Here is a 25,054-nt window from a genome sequence, read left to right on the forward strand (position 1 = left end):
TGCAAATTCTCCCACGAGCTGACCACAGCGAGCCAAGTGAAGCGCAACTGCGTGAGGGCGATCGAGCTAGGGACGAAAGTGTGGAGCGCATACCCGTAGCTACTTGATCACTAGTCATTGTCTTGCCGCCCGTATCAGGCCAGGCCGGTGGTTGCGCGGCGGCCGGTTGCAGCGTCTTCGGTGAAGTTGGTTGCCGGGCGGTCCGGCGGGCACTGCCGAGCGTTCCCATCATCAGGGCGCTCAAAAGTTAGCGTTAACATGACGCCATGAAAGAGCCAGCAGTCCCCTTCAGAAAGCTCCCTCGTGCCGCCCGGCCCGGTACGGGTGGCATCACCCTGAACGATGTGGCCAGACTCGCCGGCGTGTCGGCCATCACCGTCTCGCGTGCCCTGAATACCCCAGCGGCCGTGTCGCCAGACACGCTTGAGCGTGTGCGTAGCGCCATCGCGCGCAGCGGTTATGTGCCCAATCTTGTGGCGGGCGGACTGGCCTCCAATCGCAGCCGGCTGGTGGCTGCGCTGGTGCCCACGATTGCCGGGCCGGTGTTTTTGGAAACCATACAGGCATTGACCGACGCACTTGCTGACGCCGGCTGCCAGTTGATGCTGGGCCAAAGCGGTTATGGCGGCGCGCGTGAAGACGCGCTGCTAGACGCCATCATTGGCCGCCGTCCCGATGGCATTGTGCTGACCGGCATCATGCATTCGGCCGAAGGCCGCAAGCGCCTGCTGGCCTCAGGCATCCCGGTGGTTGAAACCTGGGACATCACGCCCACGCCGATTGACATGATTGTGGGGTTTTCCCATGAGAAAGTGGGCATCGCGGTCGCCAACTACCTGCATGGCCAGGGTTTTCGCAAACCGGGCATGGTGACCGCCAGCGATGAACGTGCAATGCGGCGGCAAGCCGGTTTCGAGCAGCGTTTTGCCGAGCTTGGCGTCCGGGAAGTTCCGGTGTGTCTGGTGCCTGCGCCTTCCGCGCTGGGCAATGGCCGCATGGGTTTTGCCGATTTGCAGGCCCGCCACCCCGGCATAGATGTGGTTTTCTGCGGCTCAGACGTGATCGCGCATGGCGTGATCACCGAGGCCCAAGCGACGGGGCTGTCCGTGCCGGGCGATGTCGCCGTCATGGGTTTTGGCGACCTGCCGTTTGCGGCCTTCACCCATCCGCTGTTAAGCACGGTGCGCATTGATGGGACGGCGATAGGCCGGCAGGCTGCGCGCTTCATCCTGGACCGGGTTGAAAACCGCGAAGCAGGGCCCCGGGTGCGCGACCTCGGGTTTTCGATAGTCAAAAGGGCCAGCGCCTGACTTGACGCGCCAAATCGTCCTGCTTAACATTCATTTGTTAGCGCTAACATTTGAAAATCAAAGCTAATCTTCAAGTGGTCAAGCGATGACTGATTCAAACAGGAGACTTCAATGAACACCAATTTCTCGCGGCGCAAGGCGGTACTGGGCCTGGGTGGCCTTGGCCTCGGCATCCTGCTGCCCATCTCGGGCACAGCCCAGGCGGCCGACATTGCCTCGCCGGGCTGGCCCGTCAAGCCCATCACCTATGTGGTGCCCTTCACGCCAGGCGGCTCGACCGACGTGATAGGCCGTACGCTGTCGCAAAAACTCGCTGAAATCCTCGGGCAACCCGTGGTGGTCGACAACAAGCCGGGCGCCGCCGGGGCGGTGGGTGCCGCTTATGTTGCCAAGGCCAAACCCGACGGCTACACGCTTTTTGGCGGCACCATCAGCACGCACGCCATCAATGCCAGCCTGTACAAAAACCTGCCTTACGACCCGGTGAAGGATTTCGAGCCCGTGGCCCTCGTGGCCACGCTGCCCAACGTGCTTATCGTCAATCCCGCCCTGGGCGTGAATTCGGTGGCCGAGCTTGTGGCGCTGCTCAAGCGCGACCCGTCCAAGCGCAGCTTTGCCTCGTCGGGCGCCGGCACATCTACACATCTGGCCGGTGAGATGTTTGCCGAACTGATAGGCGTGCCGCTCACACACATCGCTTACAAGGGTACGCCGCCGGCCATGATGGATGTGTCCTCCGGCCAGGTGCCTTTCATGTTTGACCAGATGACGGCGGCGGTTTCGCTGGTGCAGGCCGGCCGCCTCAAGCTGCTGGCCGTGACCTCACCGAAACGCATGGCGCTGGCGCCCAACCTGCCGACCATGATGGAAGCCGGCATCAGGAACTTCCAGATGTCGTCCTGGCAGGCGGTTTATGCGCCCAAGGGCACACCGCAGCCCATCGTGCACAGGCTTAACGCCGAGATCGTGAAGATCCTCAAGATGCCGGATGTGATGAGCAAACTCACGGACCAGCTGGGCATGGAAATCGTCGGCAGTTCGCCCGAAGAACTTGCCGCCTTCATGAAGGTGGAAATCGCCCGCTGGGCGGAGCTCGTCAAAAAATCCGGAGCCACGGCCAGCTGACATGAGAAAAGACATACGGATCAAACAGGTGCGCGTCACGCCTATCGCTTTTCGCGACGGGCCGCTGCTCAACGCCAGCGGCATTCATGAGCCCTGGGCGCTGCGCAGCATTATTGAAGTTGAAACTTCCGATGGCCGCGTCGGCATTGCCGAAACCTATGGCGACGAGCCCATGGTGCGGGTGCTGGAGCAGGCCAGGGTGTTGTTGATAGATCTTTCCCCCTTCGACCTCAATGTGATGGAAGAGCGCGTGCGTGCCGCCATCAAGCCGGGCCGTGCCGGGGACGGCAGCGTGCAGTTTGAGCTGGCGCCCGGCTCGCACACCGCCAAAAATGCCGACAAGGTCATCAGCGCCATGGAGGTCGCCATGCTGGACCTGCAGGGACAGATACTCGGCCTGCCCATCTGTGACCTACTGGGTGGCGCGGTGCGCAGTGAAGTGCCTTACAGCGCTTACCTGTTTTACAAATACGCCGAGCATGCGGGCAAACCTTATGCGCCGGATGCCTGGGGTGAGGCTGTGACGCCTGCGCAAATCGTCAGGCAGGCGCAAATGATGGTCGCGCAATACGGCTTCAAAAGCATCAAGCTCAAGGGCGGTGTGTTTGAACCGGCGCAGGAGATTGCCGCCATGAAAGCGTTGCGCCAGGCCTTTCCGGGCCTGCCGCTGCGGCTGGACCCGAATGCCAATTGGTCGCTGGAAACCAGCATCGCTGCGGCAAAAGAACTGGACGATCTGCTCGAGTATTACGAAGACCCGACGCCGGGCCAGGCGGGCATGGCCGAACTTGCGAAACACTGCCGTGCGCCGCTGGCCACCAATATGTGCGTCACGACCATGGAAGAGTTCAGGTGCAATGTTTCCACGCATGCCGTGAAGATATTGCTGTCGGATCACCACTATTGGGGCGGCCTGCGTGCCACGGCTTCGCTGGCGCGCATGTGCAGCGTATTTGACATGGGCATGTCCATGCATTCCAATTCACATTTAGGCATCAGCCTGATGGCCATGACGCACGCGGCGGCGGCCATCCCCAACCTCACCTATGCCTGCGACACGCATTACCCGTGGCAGGAGGAAGAGGTGGTCAAGGGCGGCAGGATTGTGTTCAATGAAGGCGCGGTGAAGGTTCCGATCGCGCCGGGACTGGGTGTGGAAATCGACCAGGCGCAGCTCGCCAGGCTGCATCAGCAATACCTCGATTGCGGCGTGCGCAACCGCAACGACCTAGCGCAGATGCGCAAATACGATGCCGCCTTCTCGGGTGTCAGTCCGCGCTTCTAGGCGTGCACAAAAAGAAAGAAAAGAAAGAAAAGAAAGACGACAAAAGGACAAGAGTCAGCAGCCAGTGTTCATCACCTAAAACGGAGACAACGTCATGAAGATCACATGCCTTTTCCAGAGTCGGGTTTGCAGCCTGCGTGCTGCAGGTTTTGTTGCAGCGGCAATCGGCCTTTCAGTGGCGACCATAGGCACGGTGCAGGCCCAGCCTGTGACACTCAATGTCGTGGACGTGGCGGGCAACCTGGCGCTGACGCAGGATGCGCTGGAGGCTTTTGCCGCGAAAAACCCGACCCTGGTGTCGCGCATCACCTTCACCAAAGCGCCTGCACCCGAACTGCCGGGGAAGATACGGGCAATGCAGGCCGCCGGGCGCACCGACATTGACCTGGTGCTGACCGGAACCGATGCGCTGGCTGCCGGCATTGCGCTCAATCTCTGGGAGCCCTTGCTGCCGGCGCAGGCGGCAAAATTCCCGGGCCTGCTGGACAACTACCTGCCCAGCGCACGCAAGATGCAGGACCTCTCCAACGGTCAGGGCATCATGGTGACCTATATGCCGGCAGGCCCGCTGCTTGAGTACAACCCCGACAAGGTCAAGGTGCCGCCAAAGACGCCCGCTGAACTGCTCAGTTGGTGCAAGGCCAACCCCAACAAGCTCATCTACGCACGGCCTGCCAACTCGGGACCGGGCCGCACTTTCCTGATGGGCCTGCCCTACCTGCTTGGCGACAAGAACCCGAAAGATCCGATGGCAGGCTGGGACAAGACCTGGGCTTACCTCAAGGAACTCAACAGCTGCATCGAGTACTATCCCACGGGCACAGGCGCTGTCATGAAGGAGCTGGGCGAGGGCTCGCGCGACATGACCGTGACCGTGACCGGCTGGGACATCAATCCGCGTGCCCTGGGCGTGGTGCCCAAATCGTTCAAGGTTTCTATGCTCAACGGCTTTACCTGGATCAACGACGCGCATTACATGGTGATGCCCAAGGGCTTGTCCCCAGCCCGCCAGGCCGTGGTGATGGACCTGATGGCCTTTTTGCTCAAACCCGAGCAACAGGCCCTGACCTATGACTCCGGTTATTTTTATCCTGGCCCTGCCGTCAAAAATGTTCCCCTGAGCGCCGCACCGCAAAAGAGCCAGGACGTGATCAAGGAGTTCGGCCGTCCTGAATACGCCGACTGGATCGCCAAACAGCCGCATGCCCAGCCGCTGGAAGACAAGGCCATGGTCGCCGCCTTCAAGAAGTGGGACCAGGAGATTGGCTCCGGCAAAGCCAAGTAAACCCCGAACCCGCCAACCTGCGAACAACACGCCCGCATTGGCGGGCCACAAAAGGGGTTTTGATGGCCGGTCAGCAGAACGCCGCAGCGAATGGCGCGCGAAAAAATGAATTCAGGCAATTGCGCCTGGACGGGGTGAGCCGCCAGTTCGGCGGCGCCAACGCCCTGGACAAGCTCTCCCTGACGATAGAGCGCGGGGAGTTCATCGCGCTGCTGGGGCCATCGGGCTGCGGCAAGTCCACGGCGCTTAACTGCATGGCCGGTTTGTTGCCGCTCACCAGCGGCAGCATCTGGCTGGACCAGCAGCGCATAGACCCGCTGCCGCCTGAAAAGCGCGGCTTCGGCATGGTGTTCCAGAACTATGCGCTGTTTCCGCACCTGTCGGTCAGCCGCAATGTGGGTTTTGGCCTGAAGATGCGCGGCGTTCCAGCGGCCGAAATCGATCGCCGGGTAGCCGCCGCGCTGGATACCGTGCAACTGCAGGCGCATACGGCCAAGCTGCCGGGGCAACTGTCGGGCGGGCAGCAGCAGCGCGTGGCGATTGCGCGCGCGATTGTCATAGAGCCGCCGCTGATCCTGATGGATGAGCCGCTGTCCAACCTGGACGCCAAGCTGCGCATAGAGATGCGTTCCGAGATACGCCGCATTCACCGGGCACAGGGTTGCTCGACGGTGTATGTGACCCATGACCAGGACGAGGCGCTGGCCATGGCCGACCGCGTGGTGGTCATGAAACTCGGCGTGGTGCAGCAGATCGGCACACCGCAGGAGGTGTTTGCCCGGCCCGCCAAACTCGACATCGCGCGTTTCATGGGCTACCGCAATGTGTTGCCGGTCAAGGTCGTGCAGTCCGACGGAACGCATGTGACGGTCGAAGGTGCGGGCAGCCTGCGCCTGGCGGGCACAGCCATGCAGGCCTTGCAGCCCGGTGCCGCCATGGCGGCGATAAGGCCCGACGAAATCGTTATCGGCGACGGCCCGAACGCCTTTGCCGGCACGGTGGAAACCGCGGAATACGGCGGGCGTGAATGGCTGCTCCAGGTCAGGACGGCATTCGACGACCTGCTGTATGTGCGTTCAGCGGCCGGGGTCACGCCGGGCGACCGCGTCATGCTGAACGCCCCGCCGGAGCGGGTGCTGGTTTACGCGAAAGAGGACTGAGATGACGGCCGTGATTGCCAGCCAGCCCGGTATCAACCCGCGTCCGCCGTTTGACCCGGCCGTGATGCTGGTGGCGCCGGCCGCCGCCTTGATGGTGATGTTTTTTGTCTACCCCTTCGCCTACGGGCTGCTGCTGTCGTTCCGGCCGGCGGAAGGCGGTGTTTTCCAGAATTACATCCACTTCTTCCAGACCGGGGATCTCTGGAAGACCCTTGGCAACACCATGCAGCTGGCCCTGCCGGCCACCGTGATCAATGTGGCTTGCGCGCTGGCGATCGCCTATGCCACGCGCAGCAAAAGCCCCAACCAGCGGCTGCTGTCCACCTTGCTGGTGGTGCCGCTCACGCTGGGCACGGTGCTGATCGCCGAGGGCATGCTGACCTATTTCGGCCCGCAAGGCTGGCTGGTCCATAGTCTGCGCTGGCTGCATGTGTACGAGGGCTCGATACGGCTGACGCACAACTACTGGGGGGTGCTGATTTCACTGATCATCACCGGCTTTCCATTTGCCTACCTGCTGATCCTGTCCTATATCACCGGCATAGACCCCGCGCTGCCGCGCGCGGCGGCGACCTTGGGCGCCGACGGCTGGAACCGCTTTCGTCATATCTACCTGCCGCTGCTCACGCCGGGCCTGGTGATGGCCTTCTGCCTGAGTTTTGTGCAGGCTTTCTCGGTCTTTCCTTCCGCCGTGCTGCTGGGCTCGCCGGCCGGCACCACCCGGGTGATTGCCATTGCCGCCTATGAAGCCGCCTTTGAGCAGTACGACTATTCATTGGCCTCGGCCGTCGCCATGATCATGGGCCTGGCCCAGCTGGTCATTGTGGTGGCGGCGCTGGGCCTGCGCTCCATGTTCTATCGCGGCCCGGTCGCCGGAGGCAAGGGATGAGCACAAACGCATGGAATGCTGGAGCCTTGCGTGACCGTGCCTGGCGCGCGCTGATCTGGGGCGTGATTGCCTTTTTCCTCGTCAACGTCGGCATGCTGATTGTGGCGGTCGCCACCAACTCCGTGGCCACACGCTGGCTGGGCACCTGGCTGCCCGAGGCCTACACCACGGGCTGGTATCTCTCGGCCTGGAAAGAGTTCCAGCTCGGCCACGTGCTGGTGGTGACGGTAGTGGTGGTGTTCTCCGTGGTTTTCTTTTCGCTGCTGCTGGGTGTGCCCGCGGCCTACACGCTGGCGCGCAAGGACTTTCGCGGCAAGAAGCTGCTCATGCTGCTGTTCCTGCTGCCGCTGATGGTGCCGCCCATCACCTACGGCATTCCGCTGGCCACCGTGATGTACCAGCTGCACCTGGCAGGCACGCTGCCGGGCGTGATCATTGCCAACATGATCCCGGCGCTGCCCTTTGTGATCCTGGTCATGACGCCTTTTGTCGAGCAGATAGACACCAACATCGAATCCGCCGCGCGTGTGTTTGGCGCCAACACCCGGCAGATGTTCATCTACACGCTGGTGCCGCTGCTGGCACCCGGCGTGCTGGCCGCCGGCTTGCTGGTGCTGGTACGCACCGTGGCCATGTTCGAGCTGACCTTCCTGGTGGCCGGGCCGGACACGCAGACGCTGGTGGTGGCGCTGTACTACGCCGTGTTTGCGGCGGGCGTGCGGGCCGGGCAGTCGGTGGACGCCATGGCCATGATCTACATGGCGATCACCATGTTGTGGCTGCTGATCGCACTGCGCTTCGTCAACCCGACGCAACTGGTCAGCCGGGTCAAGGAACACCCGGTGAATGCCTGAGCGGGTTTTTCAAACAGTTTCCGTTGGTGGAAATTAGGCACGGGAAGAGGTTGCAGACGCTTCCCGTGCTGTTTTTTTAGTGAAATTGGCCTGTGGTCGTCGTGTAATGCGCACAGCCAGCTATTGATTTGATAGCGGCTGAGTTGCGGGGACGTCGCTGGCTGGCAAACGGGTGTGCCTTACCACGCTGGTGCGCCCGAGTGCCGCGACGGCGTCCGTCTCAAGGCCCATTTCCGTGAGCAGGGCATGTGTGTTTTGTCCCAGCGCCTCGGCTCCTTGGGCGCTGGACTCGCCCTCCTGCGTGAAACTGAAACCCAGGCTCCTTGCGTCCCCGCACAACTCGTTCATGTCGAGTCCGGTCGCGAGTTTGCGAGACGGTGCCACCGTGTTGGCCGCGACGGCCAGCCTGCCGTCGGTACAGCGGGCGGTGCCGCTTTAGCGGATCTTCAAGCCAATATGGCTTTTGACCGACGCAGGTTTTCTGCAGTCAGCTACCTAATTGATGGCAACTCTCAGGCGCTTGCTGCTTTCACTTTAAGGCGCCAGGCATGCAGCAGCGGCTCGGTGTAGCCGCTGGGTTGGACCAAGCCCTTGAACACCAGGTCGCAGGCTGCCTTGTAGGCCGCCGAGGTGTCGAAATGGCCGGCCATGTTTTTGTACAGCGGGTCGCCGGCGTTCTGGCCATCAACCACGGCAGCCATACGTTCAAAGGTTTCGCGGACTTGAGCTTCGGTCACCACGCCGTGCAACAACCAGTTGGCGATGTGCTGGCTGGAGATGCGCAGGGTGGCGCGGTCTTCCATCAGGCCGACGTTGTGGATGTCGGGCACCTTGGAGCAGCCCACACCCTGATCTATCCAGCGCACCACGTAACCCAGAATGCCTTGGGCGTTGTTGTCCAGCTCCTGCTGTTTTTCCGCGGCCGACCAGTTGGTGTTTTTCGCCACCGGCACTTCCAGCAGCGCGTTGAGCAACTTGTCGTGTTCGGCATGGGCGTCGATTTTTTCCAGCACCTGTTGCACGTCGCTGACGCTGACCTGCAGGTAGTGCAAGGCGTGCAGGGTGGCGGCGGTGGGCGAGGGCACCCAGGCGGTGTTGGCGCCGGCTTTGGGATGCGCGATTTTTTGTTCCAGCATGGCGGCCATCAGGTCCGGCATGGCCCACATGCCCTTGCCGATTTGCGCCTTGCCGCGCAGGCCGCTGGACAGGCCGACCAGCACATTGCTTTTTTCATACGCAGCAATCCAGGCGCTGGCTTTCATGTCGCCCTTGCGGATCATGGGGCCGGCGTACATGGCGGTATGCATCTCGTCGCCGGTGCGGTCCAGGAAACCGGTGTTGATAAAAGCCACACGGGCGGCGGCTTCGGCAATACAGGCCTGGAGGTTGACGCTGGTGCGGCGCTCCTCGTCCATGATGCCCAGCTTGACGGTGTTGGCCGGCAGGCCCAGCAGGTTTTCCACGCGGCCAAACAGTTCCGACGCAAACGCCACTTCCTGCGGACCATGCATCTTGGGTTTGACGATGTAGATCGAGCCGGTGCGCGAGTTGACGATGGCTTCCTTGCCACGGCGTTGCAGGTCGTGCATGGCAATCGCCACGGTCACCACCGCGTCCAGAATACCTTCGGGAATTTCCTTTCCGTCCGCGTAGAGGATGGCCGGATTCGTCATCAGGTGGCCGACATTGCGCAGAAACATCAAGGAGCGGCCATGCAGCTTGACGGGCTGGCCATCGGCGCCGGTGTACACGCGGTCGAGGTTCAGGCCCCGCACAAAGGTCTTGCCACCCTTGGTGACGTTTTCTGTCAAGGTGCCCTGCAAAATGCCCAGCCAGTTGCTGTAGGCCAGCACCTTGTCGTCGGCATCGACCACGGCCACCGAGTCTTCCAGGTCCAGGATGGTGGAGAGCGCGGCTTCCAGCACCAGATCGCTCACGCCGGCCGCGTCGGTTTTGCCGATGGCGGTGTTGCGGTCGATCTGGATGTCCAGGTGCAGGCCGTGGTGGGTCAGCAGCACCGACGAAGGCGCGCTGGCCTCACCCTGGTAACCGACAAATTGCGCGGGATTGGCCAGGCCGGTCTTGCCGGCGGTCGTGGTCACGGTCAGCTGGCCGTTGTCGACGCTGTACAAGGTGGCGTCGGTGTGTGAGCCACTGGCCAGCGGCACGGCCTGGTCCAGCACCTGGCGCGCAAAAGCGATGACCTTGGCGCCGCGCACCGGGTTGTAGCCTTTGCCTTTTTCGGCGCCGCCGGTTTCGGCAATCGCGTCCGTGCCGTACAAGGCGTCATACAACGAGCCCCAGCGTGCGTTGGCGGCATTGAGCGCGTAACGCGCGTTGAGCACCGGCACCACCAGTTGCGGGCCGGCCTGCAGGGCCAGCTCGGCATCGACATTGGTGGTGGTGGCTTGCACCTTGGCCGGCACCGGCACCAGGTAGCCGATTTTTTCCAGGAAGGCGCGGTAAGCCGGCATGTCCTGGATGGCGCCGGGGTGGGCCTTGTGCCAGTTGTCCATCTCGGTCTGCAGGCGGTCGCGTTCGGCCAGCAAAGCGATGTTTTTCGGTGCCAGATCGGCCACGATGGCGTCAAAGCCGGCCCAGAAGGTGTCGCTGGCCACACCGGTGCCGGGCAGCACCTGGTCTTCCACAAAACGGTAGAGATTGGTGGCCACCTGGAGGTGGTGGCGGGTGGTGCGTTGGGTCGGGCTGGTCATGGAAGACTCCTTTTGAAAATAGAAATGAAAGCGCTTAAAAAGCGCACGCCTGGGTTCAGCCCAGCGACTGGTAAAAATAGTAAAGCGTGAGTGCGCCGCCCACGGCAATCACCATGCGGCGCAGCCACGAGCCCTGGATTTTTCGCGCCATGCTGGCGCCCCAATAGCCGCCCAGGCTGGCGGTCAGCAGCATCACCAGCGTGTGCTGCCAGCTCACCGCGCCGGCAACAATAAAGGTCATGACGGTGACGCTGTAAATCAGCGCCGACATCAGGTTCTTCAGTGCGTTGATGTGCTGCACGTCTTCATGGCCGCCAATCGCCAGGCTGGCCATCATCAAAATGCCCATGCCGGCGCCAAAAAAGCCGCCGTAAATCGACACCAGCAACTGCACCGCCCAGCCTATGGGCGAGCCGGCGTCGTGCTGCGTCTGGGCGATTTTTTTCGCTGCCGGGCGCACCCGCTTCAGGGCGGCCGACAACTGCGGACTGAAGGCAAACAGCAGCGTGGCAAAGGCCAGCAGCCAGGGAATCAGCGCGGCAAAGCGCGCGTCACCGGCGGCCAGCAGCAGCATGCCGCCGGCGGCGCCGCCCAGCAGTGAGGCCAGGCCCATGGGCAGCAGATAGCGCTTGTAGCGCGACAGCTCGAGCCGGTAGGCCCAGGCGCTGCTCAGGCTGCCCGGCCACAGGGCGACCGAGTTGCTGGCGTTGGCCGCCACCGGGGGCAGGCCCACGGCCAGCATGGCTGGAAACGAGAAAAAGGTGCCGCCGCCAGCAATGGCGTTGACCGCGCCCGCGGCAAAGCCGCCAGCGCCTATCAGGATGATGTCTATGGGTGTCATGCGGCGGCTCCCGGCAGGGGCGCCAGACCCGGCAAGGCCAGTACGTCGCGCAGGCTGTGGCCGGTGTGTGTGGGTTGCGTGCCCAGCTCTTCAAAAGGCAGGGCATACCGGTTGACCCACAAGGTCTGGTAGCCGTACCAGGTCGCGGCCAACGCGTCCCAGCTGTTGCAGCTGACAAAGGCGATCTGCCGGGCGGCCAGGCCGGTGGCCTGCGATCCCAGGGCGTAGGCGTCGGGGTGGGTTTTGTATTTGCGAATGCTATCTACACTGAGCACATGGTCGAGCAGGCCTTCCAGACCGGCGGAGCGCACGGCGATGTCCAGCATGCCGGTGTCGCCATTGGACAAGATGCCGGTGACGATGCCGCGGCTTTTTAGCGCCTGCAAGACCTCGCGGGTTTCGGGAAAGGCCGACAGGTGGCGGTACTGGTTCATCAGCCGCTCTTCGTTGCCAGCGTCCAAGTCCAGGCCCAGGCGTTTGCAGGCATAACGCAGGCCGGCGCGGGTCAGGTCCCAGAAGGGCTGGTAGTGCTCGCCGTGATTGCTGGTGGTGACCAGCCGGGTGTACTCGATCTGTTTGTCGCGCCAGAGCAGGCCCAGCGCCTGGCCCTGGCCGGGAAACAACTGCTCCGCCAGCAGGCCCACGCTGTACACATCGAACAGCGTACCGTAAGCATCAAATAAAACAGCCCGTGGCGCCATAGGCCCGGCTTTGGGTTTTTCCATCCCTCTACTTTATTTGATACTCAAGCGCTTATTAATGATCAAAAAATCCGTTTATCCATGACCTAAATGAATGCAATCAAAGCAGGCTGCTGAGTTTGCGTGCGCATTCCAGCACCGGTTTGACGTAGGTCTGGTCGTAACGGGAGACCGGCATGGTCAGGGTCAAGGCGCCGGCCAAGCTGCCGTCGGCCTTGAACACCGGCGCGGAAATGCCGGCAACTTCGGCCAGGCGGTCGCCGACCGCCGTGTAATACCCCTGTTCCCGGATTTTTGCGTAAAGTTGACGGTCTTTTGGGGCTCTGGCCCTTGTCTGCTGGGCGTCAAATGCTATCAAAATACGAGCGCCTGTGCCGCGATCGGCCGGCAACACGTCGCCGGCCTTGATGTGGTCGCGGATAGGGTGCGGCGAGTCCACGCGGTACAGGCACAAACGGGCCTCGCCCTGGCGCACATGGTAGGCCGCACTTTCACCGGTGATCGCGACCAGTTGGCGCAACACCGGCAACACCACCTTGTCCAGCGAAAACGAGGCGGCATAAACGCCGTGCAGCCGCGCCACTTCGGCACCCAGCGCATAACGGCCGTCGTCGAGTTTCTGGATCAAGTGCGCATGTTCCAGCGAGGCCAGCAGGCGCAAGACCGTGCTTTTGTAGAGCTGCGTGCGTTGCGCCAGCTCGATCAGGCCCAGCGAGGTGTCGCCGGCCTTGAACGCCGACAACAAGGTGAGGGCGCGGTCCACGGCGGCGGCACCGCCGGGGGCGGCATGGGCATCGGCGACGGATTCGGTCTGGGCTTTGCGCGGCATCACTTCAACTCCTGAGCAGCTTGCCGCTTGACAGCGGCGGCCAGCTGCTTCAATATTTCATTAGAAAGAATATTGTTCTATCTTACAGAATACTGAAAACCATGCCAACCCATCCTGAATCCTCTGTGCTGATCAGCGAAGTCGGCCCGCGCGACGGCCTGCAAAGTGTCGCGCGCACCATGGCCACCGCCGACAAGCTGCGCTGGATCACCGCCCTCTACGCCGCCGGCCTGCGTGAAATCGAGGTCTGCTCCTTTGTGCCGGCCAAACACCTGCCGCAGATGGCCGACGCCGCCGAGGTGGTGGCACACGCGCTGAGCCTGCCCGGCCTGACCGTGATGGCGCTGGTGCCGAATCGCCGGGGCGCCGAAGCCGCGCTGGCCGCCGGTGTGCACAAGCTCACGATGCCGGTGTCGGCCAGCGCCGCACATTCGCTGGCCAATGTGCGCAAGACACGCGAAGAAATGATAGCGGAGGTGCGTGCGATCTCCGATCTGCGCCGCGCCATCGCGCCGCAGGTCAGGCTGGAAGCCGGCATCTCCACCGCCTTTGGCTGCACCTTGCAGGGGCTGGTGCCGGAGGACGAGGTGATCTGGCTGGCGGCCCAATGTATTGCCGCCGGCGCCGACGAATCGGGCCTGTCCGACACCGTCGGTTATGCGAATCCGGCGCAGGTGCGCCGGTTGTTCCGGCGTCTGCGCGCCGAGATAGGTGAGCACGCCGGCGCCGCCCACATGCACAACACGCGCGGCCTGGGCCTGGCCAACTGCCTGGCGGCTTACGACGAAGGGGTGCGCACCTTTGATGCCTCACTCGGCGGCCTGGGCGGCTGCCCTTATGCGCCCGGTGCGTCCGGCAATGTGGTGACCGAAGACCTGGTGTTTATGTTCGAAGCCATGGGCGTGTCCACCGGTGTTGATCTCGGCCAGTTGCTGGCCGCCCGTGCGCCGCTGCAGGCCGGTCTGCCGGGCGAGCCGATTTACGGCATGACACCGGAGGCGGGCTTGCCCAAAGGCTTTGTGCAGGGAGGCGCTCATGTCTGAACCAGCGAACCCCAAAAAGCATTGCGCATTCCGCGGCAGACATCGAGGCGCTTTCCGGCCACCACGCCATCCCGCCGGCCGGATCACCTTTTTCGAATTGACCAACCTCGCTTCTTCAGGAGACAACGCATGATTTTCCAGCGCCGTACCGGCCTTTTATTCGCCTGCGCCGCCTTGGCCATCTCAACCGCAGCCCTCGCGCAAGCGCCCTGGCCCAGCAAGCCGGTCAAACTGGTGGTGCCCTACGCCGCGGGCGGACCGGCCGATGTGGTCGCCCGGGAAATCGCTCAGCGGCTGGCTGTTGAACTCAAGCAGCCTGTGGTCATCGAGAACCAGGGCGGTGCCATGGGTATGCCCGCACTGACCGCGGTCGCGCGTGTCGAACCCGATGGGCATACCTTGTTGATGCCCGCCTTGGGCAATGTGGTGCTGCAGCCCCTGCTCAGCAAAAATGGCGGGGCCGACATGCTGGCCAAATTGCGGCCGGTCAGCATGGTCTCCACCAGCGCACATGTGCTGGTGGTGTCGGCCAAGCTGCCGGTCAAGACGGTGCGGGAACTGGTGGACTACGCCAAGGCCAATCCAGGCAAAGTGAGCTTTGCGTCTGCGGGCACCGGCGGAACGGCGCACCTGGGAATGGAAATGTTCAAGGTATTGTCCAAAACCGACGTGCTGCATGTTCCCTACAAGGGCAGTTCCGCCGCCGTCGGCGACCTGGTGTCCGGTCAGGTCAGTGCCATGTTCAGCAGCCTGCCGTCTTTGCAGGGGGTGGTGGACAAGGGTTACGTACGCGTCATCGGCGCGACCGCCGCCAGCACCTCGGCCGCCACCCGATCCCTGCCCCTGCTATCGGCCACGCTGCCCGGCTTCGACTACACCACCTGGTACGCCCTGTATGCCCCATTGGCCACACCCACGCCGGTGGTGGCGCGCCTGAACGCCGCCTTGCGAAAGGTGCTGCAGGATCCTGCACTGCAGGCAAAAATCGAACCCCATGGTGTCGAGTTGCTTGGCAGCACGCCCGAGGAGGTGCAGGCCTGGACGAAACGCGACACCGACAAATGGGGGCGCGTTATTCGCGATGCGCAGATCTCCCTCGATTGATCCGCCAGCGACGGGCGCACCGTGGACCAGTTCAAGCAACTTGAATCCCTTGTCTCGGTGACGACCGGCGACAGCTCGAAGGCGCCTGTCGGGAATTTTGATTTGAATGACTGCCATGACCACCCAAGACACTGACCCTCCTCTGACCAACCCGGCCACCCTGCCGTATGCCGGCATCCGTGTCGTCGAATTCACCCACATGGTCATGGGCCCGACCTGCGGCCTGTTGCTGGCCGATCTGGGCGCCGAGGTCATCAAGGTCGAACCCATAGAGGGCGACAACACGCGACGCCTGCTGGGCTCGGGCTCGGGATTTTTTCCGACCTTCAACCGCAACAAAAAAAGCATCGCGCTTGATCTGAAAAACCCCGAAGGTGTGGAGGCCGCGCTGCGCCTGATTGCCACCGCCGACATCGTCAGCGAAAACTTCAAGCCAGGCACCATGAAAAAGCTGGGCCTGGATTACGACACCCTGAAAAAGCTGAATCCGCGCCTGATCTACGTGAGCCACAAGGGTTTTCTGCCCGGCCCCTACGACCACCGCACGGCGCTGGACGAGGTGGTGCAGATGATGGGTGGCCTGGCTTACATGACGGGGCGTGTGGGGGATCCCTTGCGTGCCGGCAGCAGCGTCAACGACATCATGGGCGGCATGTTCGGCGCGATTGGCGCCATGGCCGCGCTGGCCGCACGCGAGAAAACCGGCCGGGGGCAGGAAGTGCAATCGGCGCTGTTTGAAAACAATGTTTTTCTGGTGGCGCAACACATGATGCAGTTTGCCGCCACCGGCAAGGCCGCTGACCCCATGCCCAGCCGCATCTCGGCCTGGGCGGTGTACGACGTGTTCACCGTCAAGGACGGCGAGCAGATTTTCCTGGCCGCCGTGAGCGACAAGCAGTGGCTGATTTTCTGCAAGGCTTTTGGCCTGGAAGCGTTGCTGGCCGATCCGCGCCTGAAAACCAACAACGACCGGGTGCTGGCGCGCGACTGGATGATGCCGATGTTGCGCTCCCACCTGGCGGGTTACAGCGCGGCCGAGCTCAGCGCCGTGTTTGAGCAAAACGAATTGCCGTTTGCACCCATCACCAAGCCGCAGGATTTGTTCGACGACCCGCACCTGAATGCCACCGGCGGTCTGGCGCCGATTCGCATGAACGACGGCAGCACCGCCAAGGTGCCGCTGATGCCTTTCACGATGGACGGAGAACGTCCGCAAATCCGGCTCCAACCCCCGACGCTGGGGCAACACAGCCAGGCGCTGCTGGAAGAGGTCGGCTACAGCGCAGCCGACATCGCCCGCCTCAAAGCACACAACATCACTTTCGGAGAAACCCCATGACCGCCATGACCCGCCCCTCACGTTTTGCCCGCATCACCCGCACACTGCTGCTGGCCAGCGCCGTCGGCATCGCCGGCTTGCCGGTCCTGGCGCAGACCGCCTGGCCCGACAAACCCATCCGTTTTGTCGTGCCTTACACCCCGGGCGGCGGCACCGACACGGTCACGCGCCACATCGCCAACACCATCACGCAAGACACGCAGTGGACTTTTCTGATTGACAACAAGGCTGGTGGCGGGGGCAACATCGGCCTGGACATGGTGGCCAAATCCAAGGCCGACGGCTACACCATAGGCATGGGGCAAACCGCCAATCTGGCCATCAACCCGGCCTTGTTGCCCAGCATGCCGTTTGACCCGGCCAGGGATTTCGCGCCCGTGGCCCTGGTGGCCGAACTGCCGACCGTGATGGTGGTGCGCGCCGATTCGCCGTGGAAAACACTGGGCGATGCGATCAAGGCGGCGAAGGCCAAACCCGGCGAGGTCAAGCAGGCGCTGGCCGGCACCGGCACGGTCGGGCATCTGGCCGGCGAAATGCTGGCGCGCCGCACCGGCATCAAGGTCTTGAACGTGCCTTACAAAGGCGCGGCGCCGGCCATCACCGACCTGCTGGGCGGCCAGACCGACTACATGTTCGCCACGCCGCAAGCCGTGATCGGCATGGTCAAGGGCAACAAGTTACGCGCGCTGGCCGTGACCTCGACCAAACGCCTGGCCATCCTGCCCGAGGTGCCGACCGTCGCCGAGTCCGGCTACAAGGATTTTGAAGCGGTGGACTGGAAAGTCATCGTGGCGCCGGCCGGCACGCCGGCCGAGGTGATCAAACGGCTGAATGCGGCCGTGGCCAAAGCCCTGACCCATCCGACCATGATCGCCCAACTCGCGGCGGAAGGCAGCGCACCCCTGAGTGGTGATCCCGCGCAAGTGGCCAAGTACCTGAAAGCGGAACAAGCCGAATGGGGCAAACTGATCCGCGACGCAGGCATCAAGCTGGAGTAAGCGCCGCCCACGCAAAAGCCCCGCCCTGGATGACACCGGGAGCGGGGCTTTTTTCAACACATGGCGGCCATCGGGCCTTCATGGTTCAGGACAGTGCTGGGAACTTAGCGCGAGGGTGTGGCCGGAACGATGACCAGGGTTTCGCCGCTTTTACCGGTCTGGCCTTGCGCCCCGGTATTGCCGGTATTACCCGTGCTGCCGGTGGCGCCGGTATCTCCGGTCGCGCCGGTGTAACCGGTCGAACCCGTGGAGCCCGTCGATCCTGTGGACCCGGTTGCGCCTGTCGGGCCGGCAGGGCCTGGCACCGGGACGTTCACCACGGTGGGGGGTGTCACCACAGCGGCCGGGCGATCACAAGCGCTCAAGGCGATAGCCATCAGTGTGGCTGAAAAAATGAGGGGGTAGTTCATAAAAATCCTTTGGATAGTGGACGACAACCACCTGTCTGCACAGGCCGGCCGCCGTTGGGGGTATAAAAAATACGCTGTATGTGCGTACGGTTGCGTTCAATGGCGCACGTAACCCCGCTTCTCCGTAGCCGGAACAGCCGATGGACGGCTGCTTCCGCGCATTTTTTGGCATCGGTGCGCTTGGATGTCTCCGGAACGGCTGATCTGGAAACCTCTTTGCACTTGCCTGTCCAGTTGTAAGCGGCAGCGAGGTGGCCGGCTGTAGGCGCATGGCCGGACACCGCGTGGGCACAACGCTTTGCTTTTCCTGCCCATGCGCTTTCTGCCATCAGCGCACGCCGTGTCGCCGGCCGCCCCTATACTGCCGAAATGGACCAGTCAGTACATTCCACGCGCCCGGTGAAACCGGCGGCCAAGGTGTCGTCGCGGGAAACCACCCGCACCAACGACCCGGTGCGGACCATGGCCGGGATTCTCGAGGTGGCGACCACGGAGTTCGCCAGCAAGGGCCTCAGCGGCGCACGCATCGACGAGATCGCGGCCGCCACGCGCACCAGCAAGCGCATGATTTATTACTACTTCGGCAGCAAGGAAGGCCTGTACATCGCGGTGCTGGAGGAAGCCTACCGCCGCATGCGGACCATCGAGGCCGAGCTGCACCTTGAAGACCTGCCGCCTGAGGACGCCTTGCGTCGCCTCGTGGGTTTCACCTTCGACCATCACCATGACAACCAGGACTACATCCGGCTGGTGATGAACGAAAACATGGAGCGCGGCGTTTACCTGGCGCAAAGCGAAGTTATCGAAGCGCTCAACGTGCCGGCCATCCAGGCCATACGCCAGCTTTATGACCGTGGTGTGGCTTCGGGGGTGTTCCGGCCCGGCCTGGACGCTATCGACATCCATGCCTCCATCTCGGCGCTGACCTTCTTCAATGTGTCCAACCAGCACACCTTTGGCCTGATCTTCAAGCGTGACGGCCAGTCGCCCGAGGCCCTGGCCGTCCGGCGCCAGAACATCGTGGAGATGCTTGTGCGTTTCGTGCGGGTCTGAACGGCGCCTGTCGCCGCCGCCGGTCGGCGGCATGGGGTAATCACTGATTTGTAAAAACTAACTAGTTCGTACATTATTGGATGCAACCCAGGCAGGAGACAAAGCGTGATCCAGAAACTGATAAACCGTTATTGCCAGGCCCTCTCGTGGCTGATCGTGGCCTGTCTGGCGCTCATGGTGGTGCTGGTGTTTACCAATGTGGTCTTGCGTTACGCCATGAACTCCGGCATCGCCGTTTCGGAAGAGTTGTCGCGCTGGCTCTTCGTCTGGCTGACCTTTCTGGGCGGCATTGTGGCGATGAACGATGGCGCGCACCTGGGCACCGACAGCCTGGTCTCGCGTCTGCCGCTGCGAGGCAAAAAAACCTGTCTGTTCATCGGCCATTTGCTGATGCTCTACATCTGCTGGTTGCTGTTTCAGGGTTCGCTGGAGCAGGTCAAGATCAACTGGGACTCCACCAGCGCGGCGATGGAAACCTCCATGGCCCTCTTTTACGGCTGCGGCCTGGTGTTTGCCGTTTCGGGCGCTGTGATCCTGCTCAACCAACTCTGGCGGTTGCTGTCCGGCCAGCTGTCGGAGGCCGAGCTGATAGGCATACGCGAGTCCGAAGAAGAGCCTCTCGACCTGCCCAAACCCTTGTGAACCTTTGCGGGACAGACCGCAGCTACACGCAGTGAGCCAGCTCTGTCCCCAACTGACTAAAGCATCGTCATGACCATTGCTGTTTTTCTCGGTTCCCTGCTGGCCGCCATGGCCCTGGGCGTGCCGATTGCCTTTTCCCTCTTGCTGTGTGGTGCCGCCCTGATGTGGCACATGGACATGTTTGATGCGCAGATCCTGGCGCAAAACGTCATCAACGGTGCCGACAGTTTTCCACTGCTGGCCGTGCCCTTTTTCATGCTGGCGGGCGAGGTGATGAACACCGGCGGCCTGTCGCGGCGCATTGTCGACTTTGCCATGGCCCTGGTCGGCCACATCAAGGGCGGCCTCGGTTACGTGACCATCATTGCCGCCTGTCTGCTGTCGGCGCTGTCGGGGTCCGCCGTGGCCGACGCGGCCGCACTCACGGCTTTGCTGCTGCCCATGATGGTCAAGGCCGGGCATGACAAGGCGCGCAGCGGCGGCCTGATCGCGGCCTGCGGCGTCATCGGGCCCATCATCCCGCCATCCATTGGGTTTGTGATTTTTGGCGTGGCGGCCAATGTGTCGATCAGCAAGCTGTTCCTGGCCGGCATCTTCCCCGGGCTGGTGCTGGGCGCGGGCCTGTGGTTGACCTGGTGGTGGCTGACACGCCGCGAACACATCGCCACCCCGCCGCGCCGTTCGGGCGCCGAAGTGCTGCTGGCCATGCGCCAGGCCGGCTGGGCGCTGATGCTGCCGGTGATCATTCTGGTGGGGCTGCGCATGGGCGTCTTCACGCCGACCGAAGCCGCTGTGGTGGCCGCGGTGTATGCCTTGTTCGTCGCAGGTGTCATCTACCGCGAACTCAGCATCAAGCAGTTGTACGACGTTTTTCTGGCCGCGGCCAAAACCACCGCCGTCATCATGTTCCTGGTTGCCGCCGCGATGGTTTCGGCCTGGCTCATCACCGTGGCGCAACTGCCCGCGCAAGTCATCAGCCTGCTGGAGCCGCTGCTGGGCAACCCCACCTTGCTGCTGATGGCCATCATGGTGCTGGTCATGGTTGTCGGAACCGCGATGGACATGACACCCACCATCCTGATCCTGACGCCGGTGCTGATGCCTCTGGTCAAGGCGGCGGGTATTGACCCGGTGTATTTCGGCGTGTTGTTCATCATCAACAACTCCATCGGGCTGGTGACCCCGCCCGTGGGCACCGTGCTCAACGTGGTGGCGGGTGTGGGCCGCATGAAGATGGACGAGGTGACACGCGGCGTGTTGCCTTTCATGGCTGTGCAGTTTGCGGTCATGTTCCTGATGGTGTTATTCCCGCAGATCGTGATGTGGCCTGCGCGTTTGCTTTATGGCTAGAAGAGATATGGCCCCCACGCTTGCCACTGCGTGTGCTGCGCTGCCCCACCAGGGGGCTGAACTTGCTCGGGGCGGCCCTTCGCTGCGTTCGTTGGCCCCCAGTTTGCCGTATTCGTTGGCCTGGCATCGATCCTGATTTCCTGTGTGGCGCCATGCCTGGTACGCGCATGGCCTGCACTTTTACGGTTGGCGTACTGAGAGATTCCCAAGGAGACAACAATGAAACGTCTGATGATCAAAACCCTGGTGGCTGTGGCCACGCTGGGCGCTTTCGGCCTGGCCACGGCACAGGACATCAAGGAGCACACGATCAAGTTTGCCCACCAGAACCCCAAGGGCCATCCCATCGTGATGGGCATGGAAAAGTTCGCCGAGATCGTCAGCGCCAAATCCGGCGGCAAGATCAAGGTCAACCTGTTTCCCGGTGGCGTGCTGGGTGGCGATGCGCCCAACGTGTCGGGCCTGCAGGGCGGCACCATCGAAATGGTGGTGTTGAACTCCGGCATCCTGGCCAGCCAGGTCAAGGAGTTCGCGGTGTACGACTTCCCCTTCCTGTTTGCCAACGCGAAAGAAGCCGATGCCGTGGTCGATGGCCCCTTCGGCAAAAAGCTGCATGACAAGCTGCAGGACAAAGGCATGGTCGGCCTGGCTTATTGGGAACTGGGCTTTCGCAACATGACCAACAGCAAACGCGCCATCAACAAGGTGGAAGACCTGGCCGGTCTGAAAATCCGCGTGATCCCCAACCCCATCAACCTGGACTGGGTCAAGGCGCTGGACGCCAACCCCACCCCCATGGCCTTTCCCGAGGTGTATGCCGCCCTGGAATCCAAGGCGCTGGACGGGCAGGAAAATCCGCTGAACACCATCCTGGCCAACAAGTTCGCCGAGGTCCAGAAACACCTGACCTTGACCAACCACGTTTACAACCCGCAGTCGGTCATCATCAGCAAGAAGTTCTGGGACAAACTTTCCGGCGACGAGAAAAAACTGCTGGCCGATGCCGCCGTCGAGGCCGGCAAATACCAGCGCCAGGCCGCACGGGATGCCGCGGGCAGCACGCTGGATGCGCTCAAGAAGGCCGGCATGCAGGTCACCGAATTGCCGCCCGCCGAAATGGCCAAGCTGCGCGAGAAGATGAAGCCGGTGATTGCCAAGTACTCCTCCGGTGCGGGCGAGTCCTCGGTCAATGAATTGACGGCCGAGCTGGCCAAGCTGCGTAAATAAGCCCGAATGCCTTGCTCCGCCCGGACGGTTGTGCGCCGGGCGGCCGGCGTTTCTTTCACGCCATTTTTTTTGATTCGCATGAACAGCACCTTGATCGTTTTGGCCGTCAGCCCCGCCTGGCGCCCGGCCTCTTGCCTGGGGGCACGCCCATGATTCGCGGCACCACCACCCTGATCGCCCACCTCGGTTACCCGACGGAAGCCTTCAAGGCGCCCATGATTTACAACCCCTGGTTCGAGCAGGCCGGCATCGATGCGGTGGTGATGCCCATGGGGGTCAAGCCCGAGGACTATGCGCAGGTGCTGACAAGCCTGTTCAAGCTCACCAACATTCGTGGTGCGCTGATCACCATGCCGCACAAGGTGACAACCCTGGCGTTGCTGGACGACTACACCCCGGCCGTGGAAATCGCCGGCGCCTGCAACGCCATCCTGCGCCGCCCCGACGGCAGCCTGCTGGGCGACATGTTCGATGGCGCCGGTTTTGTGCGCGGCGTGCAACGCAAGGGCCTGCAACTGGCGGGCGCGCGCGTGCTGGTGGTCGGCAGCGGTGGCGTGGGCTCGGCGATTGCCGCCTCGCTGGCGGCGGCAGGTGTGGGCGCCATGGGTCTGTTCGACGTTCACACCGCATCCGCCGAGGCGCTGGGCGATCGACTGCGCAAACATTACCCGGCGCTGCAGCTTTGCACCGGCAACAAGGACCCGGCTGGTTACGACCTGGTGGTGAATGCCACGCCGCTGGGCATGAACGAGGGCGACCCGCTGCCGGTGGATGTGGCACGTATGGCGCCCTCCACGTTTGCCGGCGAGGTGGTCATGAAAAAGAGATGACGGCATTTCTGCGTGCGGCCCAGGCGCGTGGTTGCGCGGTGCAGGTGGGCTCGGACATGTTGTTCGAACAGATCCCGGCCTACCTTGAATTTTTTGGTCTGGGCACGGCGACGCCCGAGGCCTTGCGTGCGGTGGCCCGCCTCAGTTATTGACCCCTCCCACAGCCAACACCGGAGAACCGCATGAACACCCCCCAACAGGCCACAGCCGCTGACCGGGAAGCCATCACGGAAATCGCCAACCCGCTCGGGCTGGACGGCATTGAGTTCATTGAATACCGCACGAGCCGGCCGCAGGCGCTGGGGCAGGTGCTGGAGAAAATGGGTTTTCACCCGATCGCCCGCCACCGCTCGCGCGAGGTGCTGCTGTACCGGCAGGGCGCCATCAACGTGATTGTCAACGCCCATGTGCCGGCCCAGCTTGAGGCGGACGCCGCAGTGACGGAAAGCAAGCCGGTGATCGCCGCCGTGGCGCTGCGTGTGCGGGATGCCGCGGCCGCCTACCGCCGCGCGCTGGACCGCGGTGCCTGGGCCGTGCCTTCACGCGTGGAAGTGATGGAGCTCAACATCCCGGCCATCCATGGGGTGGGCAGCAGCCGCATTTATTTCGTCGACGGCTACGACCGATTTTCCATTTACGACGTGGACTTTGTGGCTATTCCCGGCGTGGACCCGCAGCCGCCGGCGCTGGCGGGGCTGCATTTTTTTGGCGTGGTGCAATACATCGGCAATGACCGCGGCGAAGACTGGTCGGCGTTTTACCGCGAGTTGTTTGGTTTTACCGAACTGCCTGCCGAGCAGCGTTTTGGCATCTTGCCCAAGGGCCGGATTCTGCGCAGCCCGTGTCCGGCCGCATCGCGTTTTTATATCCAGCTGATAGAGCCGGAAGCCGGTGTGCTGGATCTGGAGGATGACGAAAGCCTGCAACGTATAGGCCTGGGCGCGGCCGACGTGTTGGCGGCGGTGGCCGAGCTCGGCCAACGCGGTGTGGAATTTGTCGAATCAAGTGGCGTGCACACCGCCGACCGGGGGGCGCTGGTCAAAACCGGTCTCGGCGGCGTGAGTTTCGAGCTGGTGCACAACGAGCGTGTCGCGTCATCATGAGCCACGCGAGTGGCAACATTGCCGACTTCGGGATGGACACCATCTCGCTGGCCGGGCCGCTGGAAGCCAAACTCCAGGCCGTGCGCAACGCCGGGTTCACCCAGATCATGCTGGCCGCCAAAGACCTGGTCGGCCACCCCGATGGCTTGGCTGCGGCCGTGGCCGCGGTGCGGGCCAGCGGCCTGCGCGTCACGGGCTTCCAGGTTTTGCGCGATTTCGAGGGCCTGTCCGGCCACCTGCATGACTACAAGATGGACATCGCCAAGTCCATGCTGGAGATGTGCCACTTGCTGGGTTGCCGCCTGCTGCTGATCTGCTCGTCGACCTCCGTACACGCCAGCGGCGAGACACAGGCCTTGGTCAAAGACCTGCGCAAGCTGGCCATGCTGGCGATTCCCATGAATATCCGCATCGCCTACGAAGCCTTGTCCTGGGGCCGCACGGTGAATGAATTTCCGCAGGCCTGGGACATCATCAGCCAGGCCGACATGCCCAACCTCGGCCTGGGTTTTGACTCCTTTCACATGTTCGCCACCGGTACCCCGCTGGACGAGCTGGATCTGCTGGACCCGGCCAAAATCTTCCTGGTGCAACTGGCCGACTTCATGTGGACCGAAATCAAGTCGGTCGAGGAACGTATCGCCACCGCCCGACATTTCCGGGTGTTTCCCGGTGAAGGTGTGCACAGCGACGCCCTGGCGGCGCTGGTGACACGCCTGCACGGCCTGGGTTACCGCGGCGATTACAGCTTCGAGGTTTTCAACGACGACTACCAGCAAATGCCGTTAGCCACCGTGGCCCAGCGCGCCTGGCGTTCGGCCTTGTGGCTGGGCGAGGATGTGTTGCGGCGCTCCGTGCCTTTGCCGAACCAGATTCGCCTGAAACGCAGAACCGGCGGCTGAGCATGTGCATTATCGGAATCAGTTAAAAAACTGGCTGATTACAAACAATTTTGTCCATAA

General features: G+C 62.7%; 22 protein-coding genes and 1 pseudogene. 18 read left to right on the plus strand and 5 right to left on the minus strand.

All coding sequences use genetic code 11. The features are described 5' to 3' along the window. Positions 1 to 266: 266 nt before the first annotated feature. The 7 genes from ACHMXK_RS22900 (at position 267) to ACHMXK_RS22930 (ending at position 7,908) form a co-directional block, all read left to right on the plus strand. On the plus strand, positions 267 to 1,310 hold the full coding sequence (locus ACHMXK_RS22900) for a LacI family DNA-binding transcriptional regulator (protein ID WP_397443001.1): 1,044 nt from the start codon (positions 267 to 269) through the stop codon (positions 1,308 to 1,310). Between the two features lie 111 nt (positions 1,311 to 1,421). Further along, complete coding sequence (locus ACHMXK_RS22905; RefSeq protein ID WP_397443002.1) at positions 1,422 to 2,435, plus strand: Bug family tripartite tricarboxylate transporter substrate binding protein; 1,014 nt, start codon at positions 1,422 to 1,424, stop codon at positions 2,433 to 2,435. A gap of 1 nt (position 2,436) precedes the next feature. Next, positions 2,437 to 3,720: a glucarate dehydratase family protein gene (locus ACHMXK_RS22910; RefSeq protein WP_397443003.1), complete on the plus strand. Its 1,284-nt coding sequence runs from the start codon at positions 2,437 to 2,439 to the stop codon at positions 3,718 to 3,720. Between the two features lie 94 nt (positions 3,721 to 3,814). Then, positions 3,815 to 5,005: an ABC transporter substrate-binding protein gene (locus tag ACHMXK_RS22915; RefSeq protein WP_397443004.1), complete on the plus strand. Its 1,191-nt coding sequence runs from the start codon at positions 3,815 to 3,817 to the stop codon at positions 5,003 to 5,005. Positions 5,006 to 5,067: 62 nt separating this feature from the next. Continuing rightward, on the plus strand, positions 5,068 to 6,165 hold the full coding sequence (locus tag ACHMXK_RS22920; RefSeq protein WP_397443005.1) for an ABC transporter ATP-binding protein: 1,098 nt from the start codon (positions 5,068 to 5,070) through the stop codon (positions 6,163 to 6,165). Position 6,166: 1 nt separating this feature from the next. Further along, entirely contained in the window at positions 6,167 to 7,054 is an 888-nt protein-coding gene (locus ACHMXK_RS22925; RefSeq protein ID WP_397443006.1) for an ABC transporter permease, read from the plus strand. Further along, positions 7,051 to 7,908 (plus strand): ABC transporter permease, encoded by an 858-nt coding sequence (locus ACHMXK_RS22930; RefSeq protein ID WP_397443007.1) that lies wholly within the window; start codon positions 7,051 to 7,053, stop codon positions 7,906 to 7,908. The genes ACHMXK_RS22925 and ACHMXK_RS22930 overlap by 4 nt, the downstream gene beginning before the upstream one ends. A 512-nt stretch (positions 7,909 to 8,420) precedes the next feature. Here the strand turns inward: ACHMXK_RS22930 and ACHMXK_RS22935 are convergent. The 4 genes from ACHMXK_RS22935 to ACHMXK_RS22950 all read right to left on the minus strand — a co-directional run bounded on the left by ACHMXK_RS22935 (position 8,421) and on the right by ACHMXK_RS22950 (position 12,993). Continuing rightward, positions 8,421 to 10,622, minus strand: a complete 2,202-nt coding sequence (locus tag ACHMXK_RS22935) for a malate synthase G (protein ID WP_397443008.1) — start codon at positions 10,620 to 10,622, stop codon at positions 8,421 to 8,423. 55 nt (positions 10,623 to 10,677) lie between these two features. Next, a complete protein-coding gene (locus ACHMXK_RS22940) occupies positions 10,678 to 11,463 on the minus strand; it encodes a sulfite exporter TauE/SafE family protein (protein ID WP_397443009.1) in 786 nt (261 codons plus the stop codon). Beyond that, positions 11,460 to 12,188: a haloacid dehalogenase type II gene (locus tag ACHMXK_RS22945; protein ID WP_397443010.1), complete on the minus strand. Its 729-nt coding sequence runs from the start codon at positions 12,186 to 12,188 to the stop codon at positions 11,460 to 11,462. Before ACHMXK_RS22945 ends, ACHMXK_RS22940 begins: the two co-directional genes overlap by 4 nt. Before the next feature lie 76 nt (positions 12,189 to 12,264). Beyond that, positions 12,265 to 12,993, minus strand: coding sequence for an IclR family transcriptional regulator (locus ACHMXK_RS22950; protein WP_397443011.1), 729 nt, complete (start codon positions 12,991 to 12,993; stop codon positions 12,265 to 12,267). A 101-nt stretch (positions 12,994 to 13,094) separates the two neighbouring features. Here ACHMXK_RS22950 and ACHMXK_RS22955 point away from each other — a divergent pair, with 101 nt between their 5' ends. From ACHMXK_RS22955 to ACHMXK_RS22970, 4 genes are all read left to right on the plus strand, one after another. Next, a complete protein-coding gene (locus tag ACHMXK_RS22955) occupies positions 13,095 to 14,036 on the plus strand; it encodes a hydroxymethylglutaryl-CoA lyase (protein ID WP_397443012.1) in 942 nt (313 codons plus the stop codon). A gap of 129 nt (positions 14,037 to 14,165) precedes the next feature. Next, complete coding sequence (locus tag ACHMXK_RS22960) at positions 14,166 to 15,140, plus strand: Bug family tripartite tricarboxylate transporter substrate binding protein (RefSeq protein WP_397443013.1); 975 nt, start codon at positions 14,166 to 14,168, stop codon at positions 15,138 to 15,140. Positions 15,141 to 15,255: 115 nt separating this feature from the next. Beyond that, a complete protein-coding gene (locus ACHMXK_RS22965) occupies positions 15,256 to 16,479 on the plus strand; it encodes a CaiB/BaiF CoA transferase family protein (protein ID WP_397443014.1) in 1,224 nt (407 codons plus the stop codon). Between the two features lie 5 nt (positions 16,480 to 16,484). Next, on the plus strand, positions 16,485 to 17,477 hold the full coding sequence (locus tag ACHMXK_RS22970; protein WP_397443114.1) for a Bug family tripartite tricarboxylate transporter substrate binding protein: 993 nt from the start codon (positions 16,485 to 16,487) through the stop codon (positions 17,475 to 17,477). 104 nt (positions 17,478 to 17,581) lie between these two features. Here ACHMXK_RS22970 and ACHMXK_RS22975 read toward each other — a convergent pair whose 3' ends face one another. Further along, on the minus strand, positions 17,582 to 17,887 hold the full coding sequence (locus ACHMXK_RS22975; RefSeq protein WP_397443015.1) for a hypothetical protein: 306 nt from the start codon (positions 17,885 to 17,887) through the stop codon (positions 17,582 to 17,584). Between the two features lie 369 nt (positions 17,888 to 18,256). Between ACHMXK_RS22975 and ACHMXK_RS22980 the strand changes: the two genes are divergently transcribed. The 7 genes and pseudogenes from ACHMXK_RS22980 to ACHMXK_RS23010 all read left to right on the plus strand — a co-directional run bounded on the left by ACHMXK_RS22980 (position 18,257) and on the right by ACHMXK_RS23010 (position 24,994). Continuing rightward, positions 18,257 to 18,940, plus strand: a complete 684-nt coding sequence (locus ACHMXK_RS22980) for a TetR/AcrR family transcriptional regulator (protein ID WP_397443017.1) — start codon at positions 18,257 to 18,259, stop codon at positions 18,938 to 18,940. 105 nt (positions 18,941 to 19,045) lie between these two features. Continuing rightward, positions 19,046 to 19,582: a TRAP transporter small permease gene (locus tag ACHMXK_RS22985; RefSeq protein ID WP_397443019.1), complete on the plus strand. Its 537-nt coding sequence runs from the start codon at positions 19,046 to 19,048 to the stop codon at positions 19,580 to 19,582. 69 nt (positions 19,583 to 19,651) lie between these two features. Further along, positions 19,652 to 20,932: a TRAP transporter large permease subunit gene (locus ACHMXK_RS22990; protein WP_397443020.1), complete on the plus strand. Its 1,281-nt coding sequence runs from the start codon at positions 19,652 to 19,654 to the stop codon at positions 20,930 to 20,932. 219 nt (positions 20,933 to 21,151) lie between these two features. Then, positions 21,152 to 22,159 carry a TRAP transporter substrate-binding protein gene (locus ACHMXK_RS22995; protein WP_397443021.1) on the plus strand — a complete coding sequence of 336 codons (1,008 nt, stop codon included), beginning with the start codon at positions 21,152 to 21,154 and terminating at the stop codon, positions 22,157 to 22,159. Positions 22,160 to 22,308: 149 nt separating this feature from the next. After that, positions 22,309 to 23,141 (plus strand): annotated as a pseudogene (locus ACHMXK_RS23000) (shikimate dehydrogenase family protein). 30 nt (positions 23,142 to 23,171) lie between these two features. Then, the gene (locus ACHMXK_RS23005) at positions 23,172 to 24,092 is read left to right on the plus strand and encodes a 4-hydroxyphenylpyruvate dioxygenase (RefSeq protein WP_397443022.1); all 921 of its coding nucleotides are present in this window, start codon (positions 23,172 to 23,174) and stop codon (positions 24,090 to 24,092) included. Continuing rightward, positions 24,089 to 24,994 carry a sugar phosphate isomerase/epimerase family protein gene (locus ACHMXK_RS23010; RefSeq protein ID WP_397443023.1) on the plus strand — a complete coding sequence of 302 codons (906 nt, stop codon included), beginning with the start codon at positions 24,089 to 24,091 and terminating at the stop codon, positions 24,992 to 24,994. Before ACHMXK_RS23005 ends, ACHMXK_RS23010 begins: the two co-directional genes overlap by 4 nt. The last annotated feature ends 60 nt before the right edge of the window (positions 24,995 to 25,054 follow it).

The organism is Polaromonas sp. UC242_47 (assembly GCF_044452385.1).
In the GTDB taxonomy this organism is placed as follows: domain Bacteria; phylum Pseudomonadota; class Gammaproteobacteria; order Burkholderiales; family Burkholderiaceae_C; genus Polaromonas.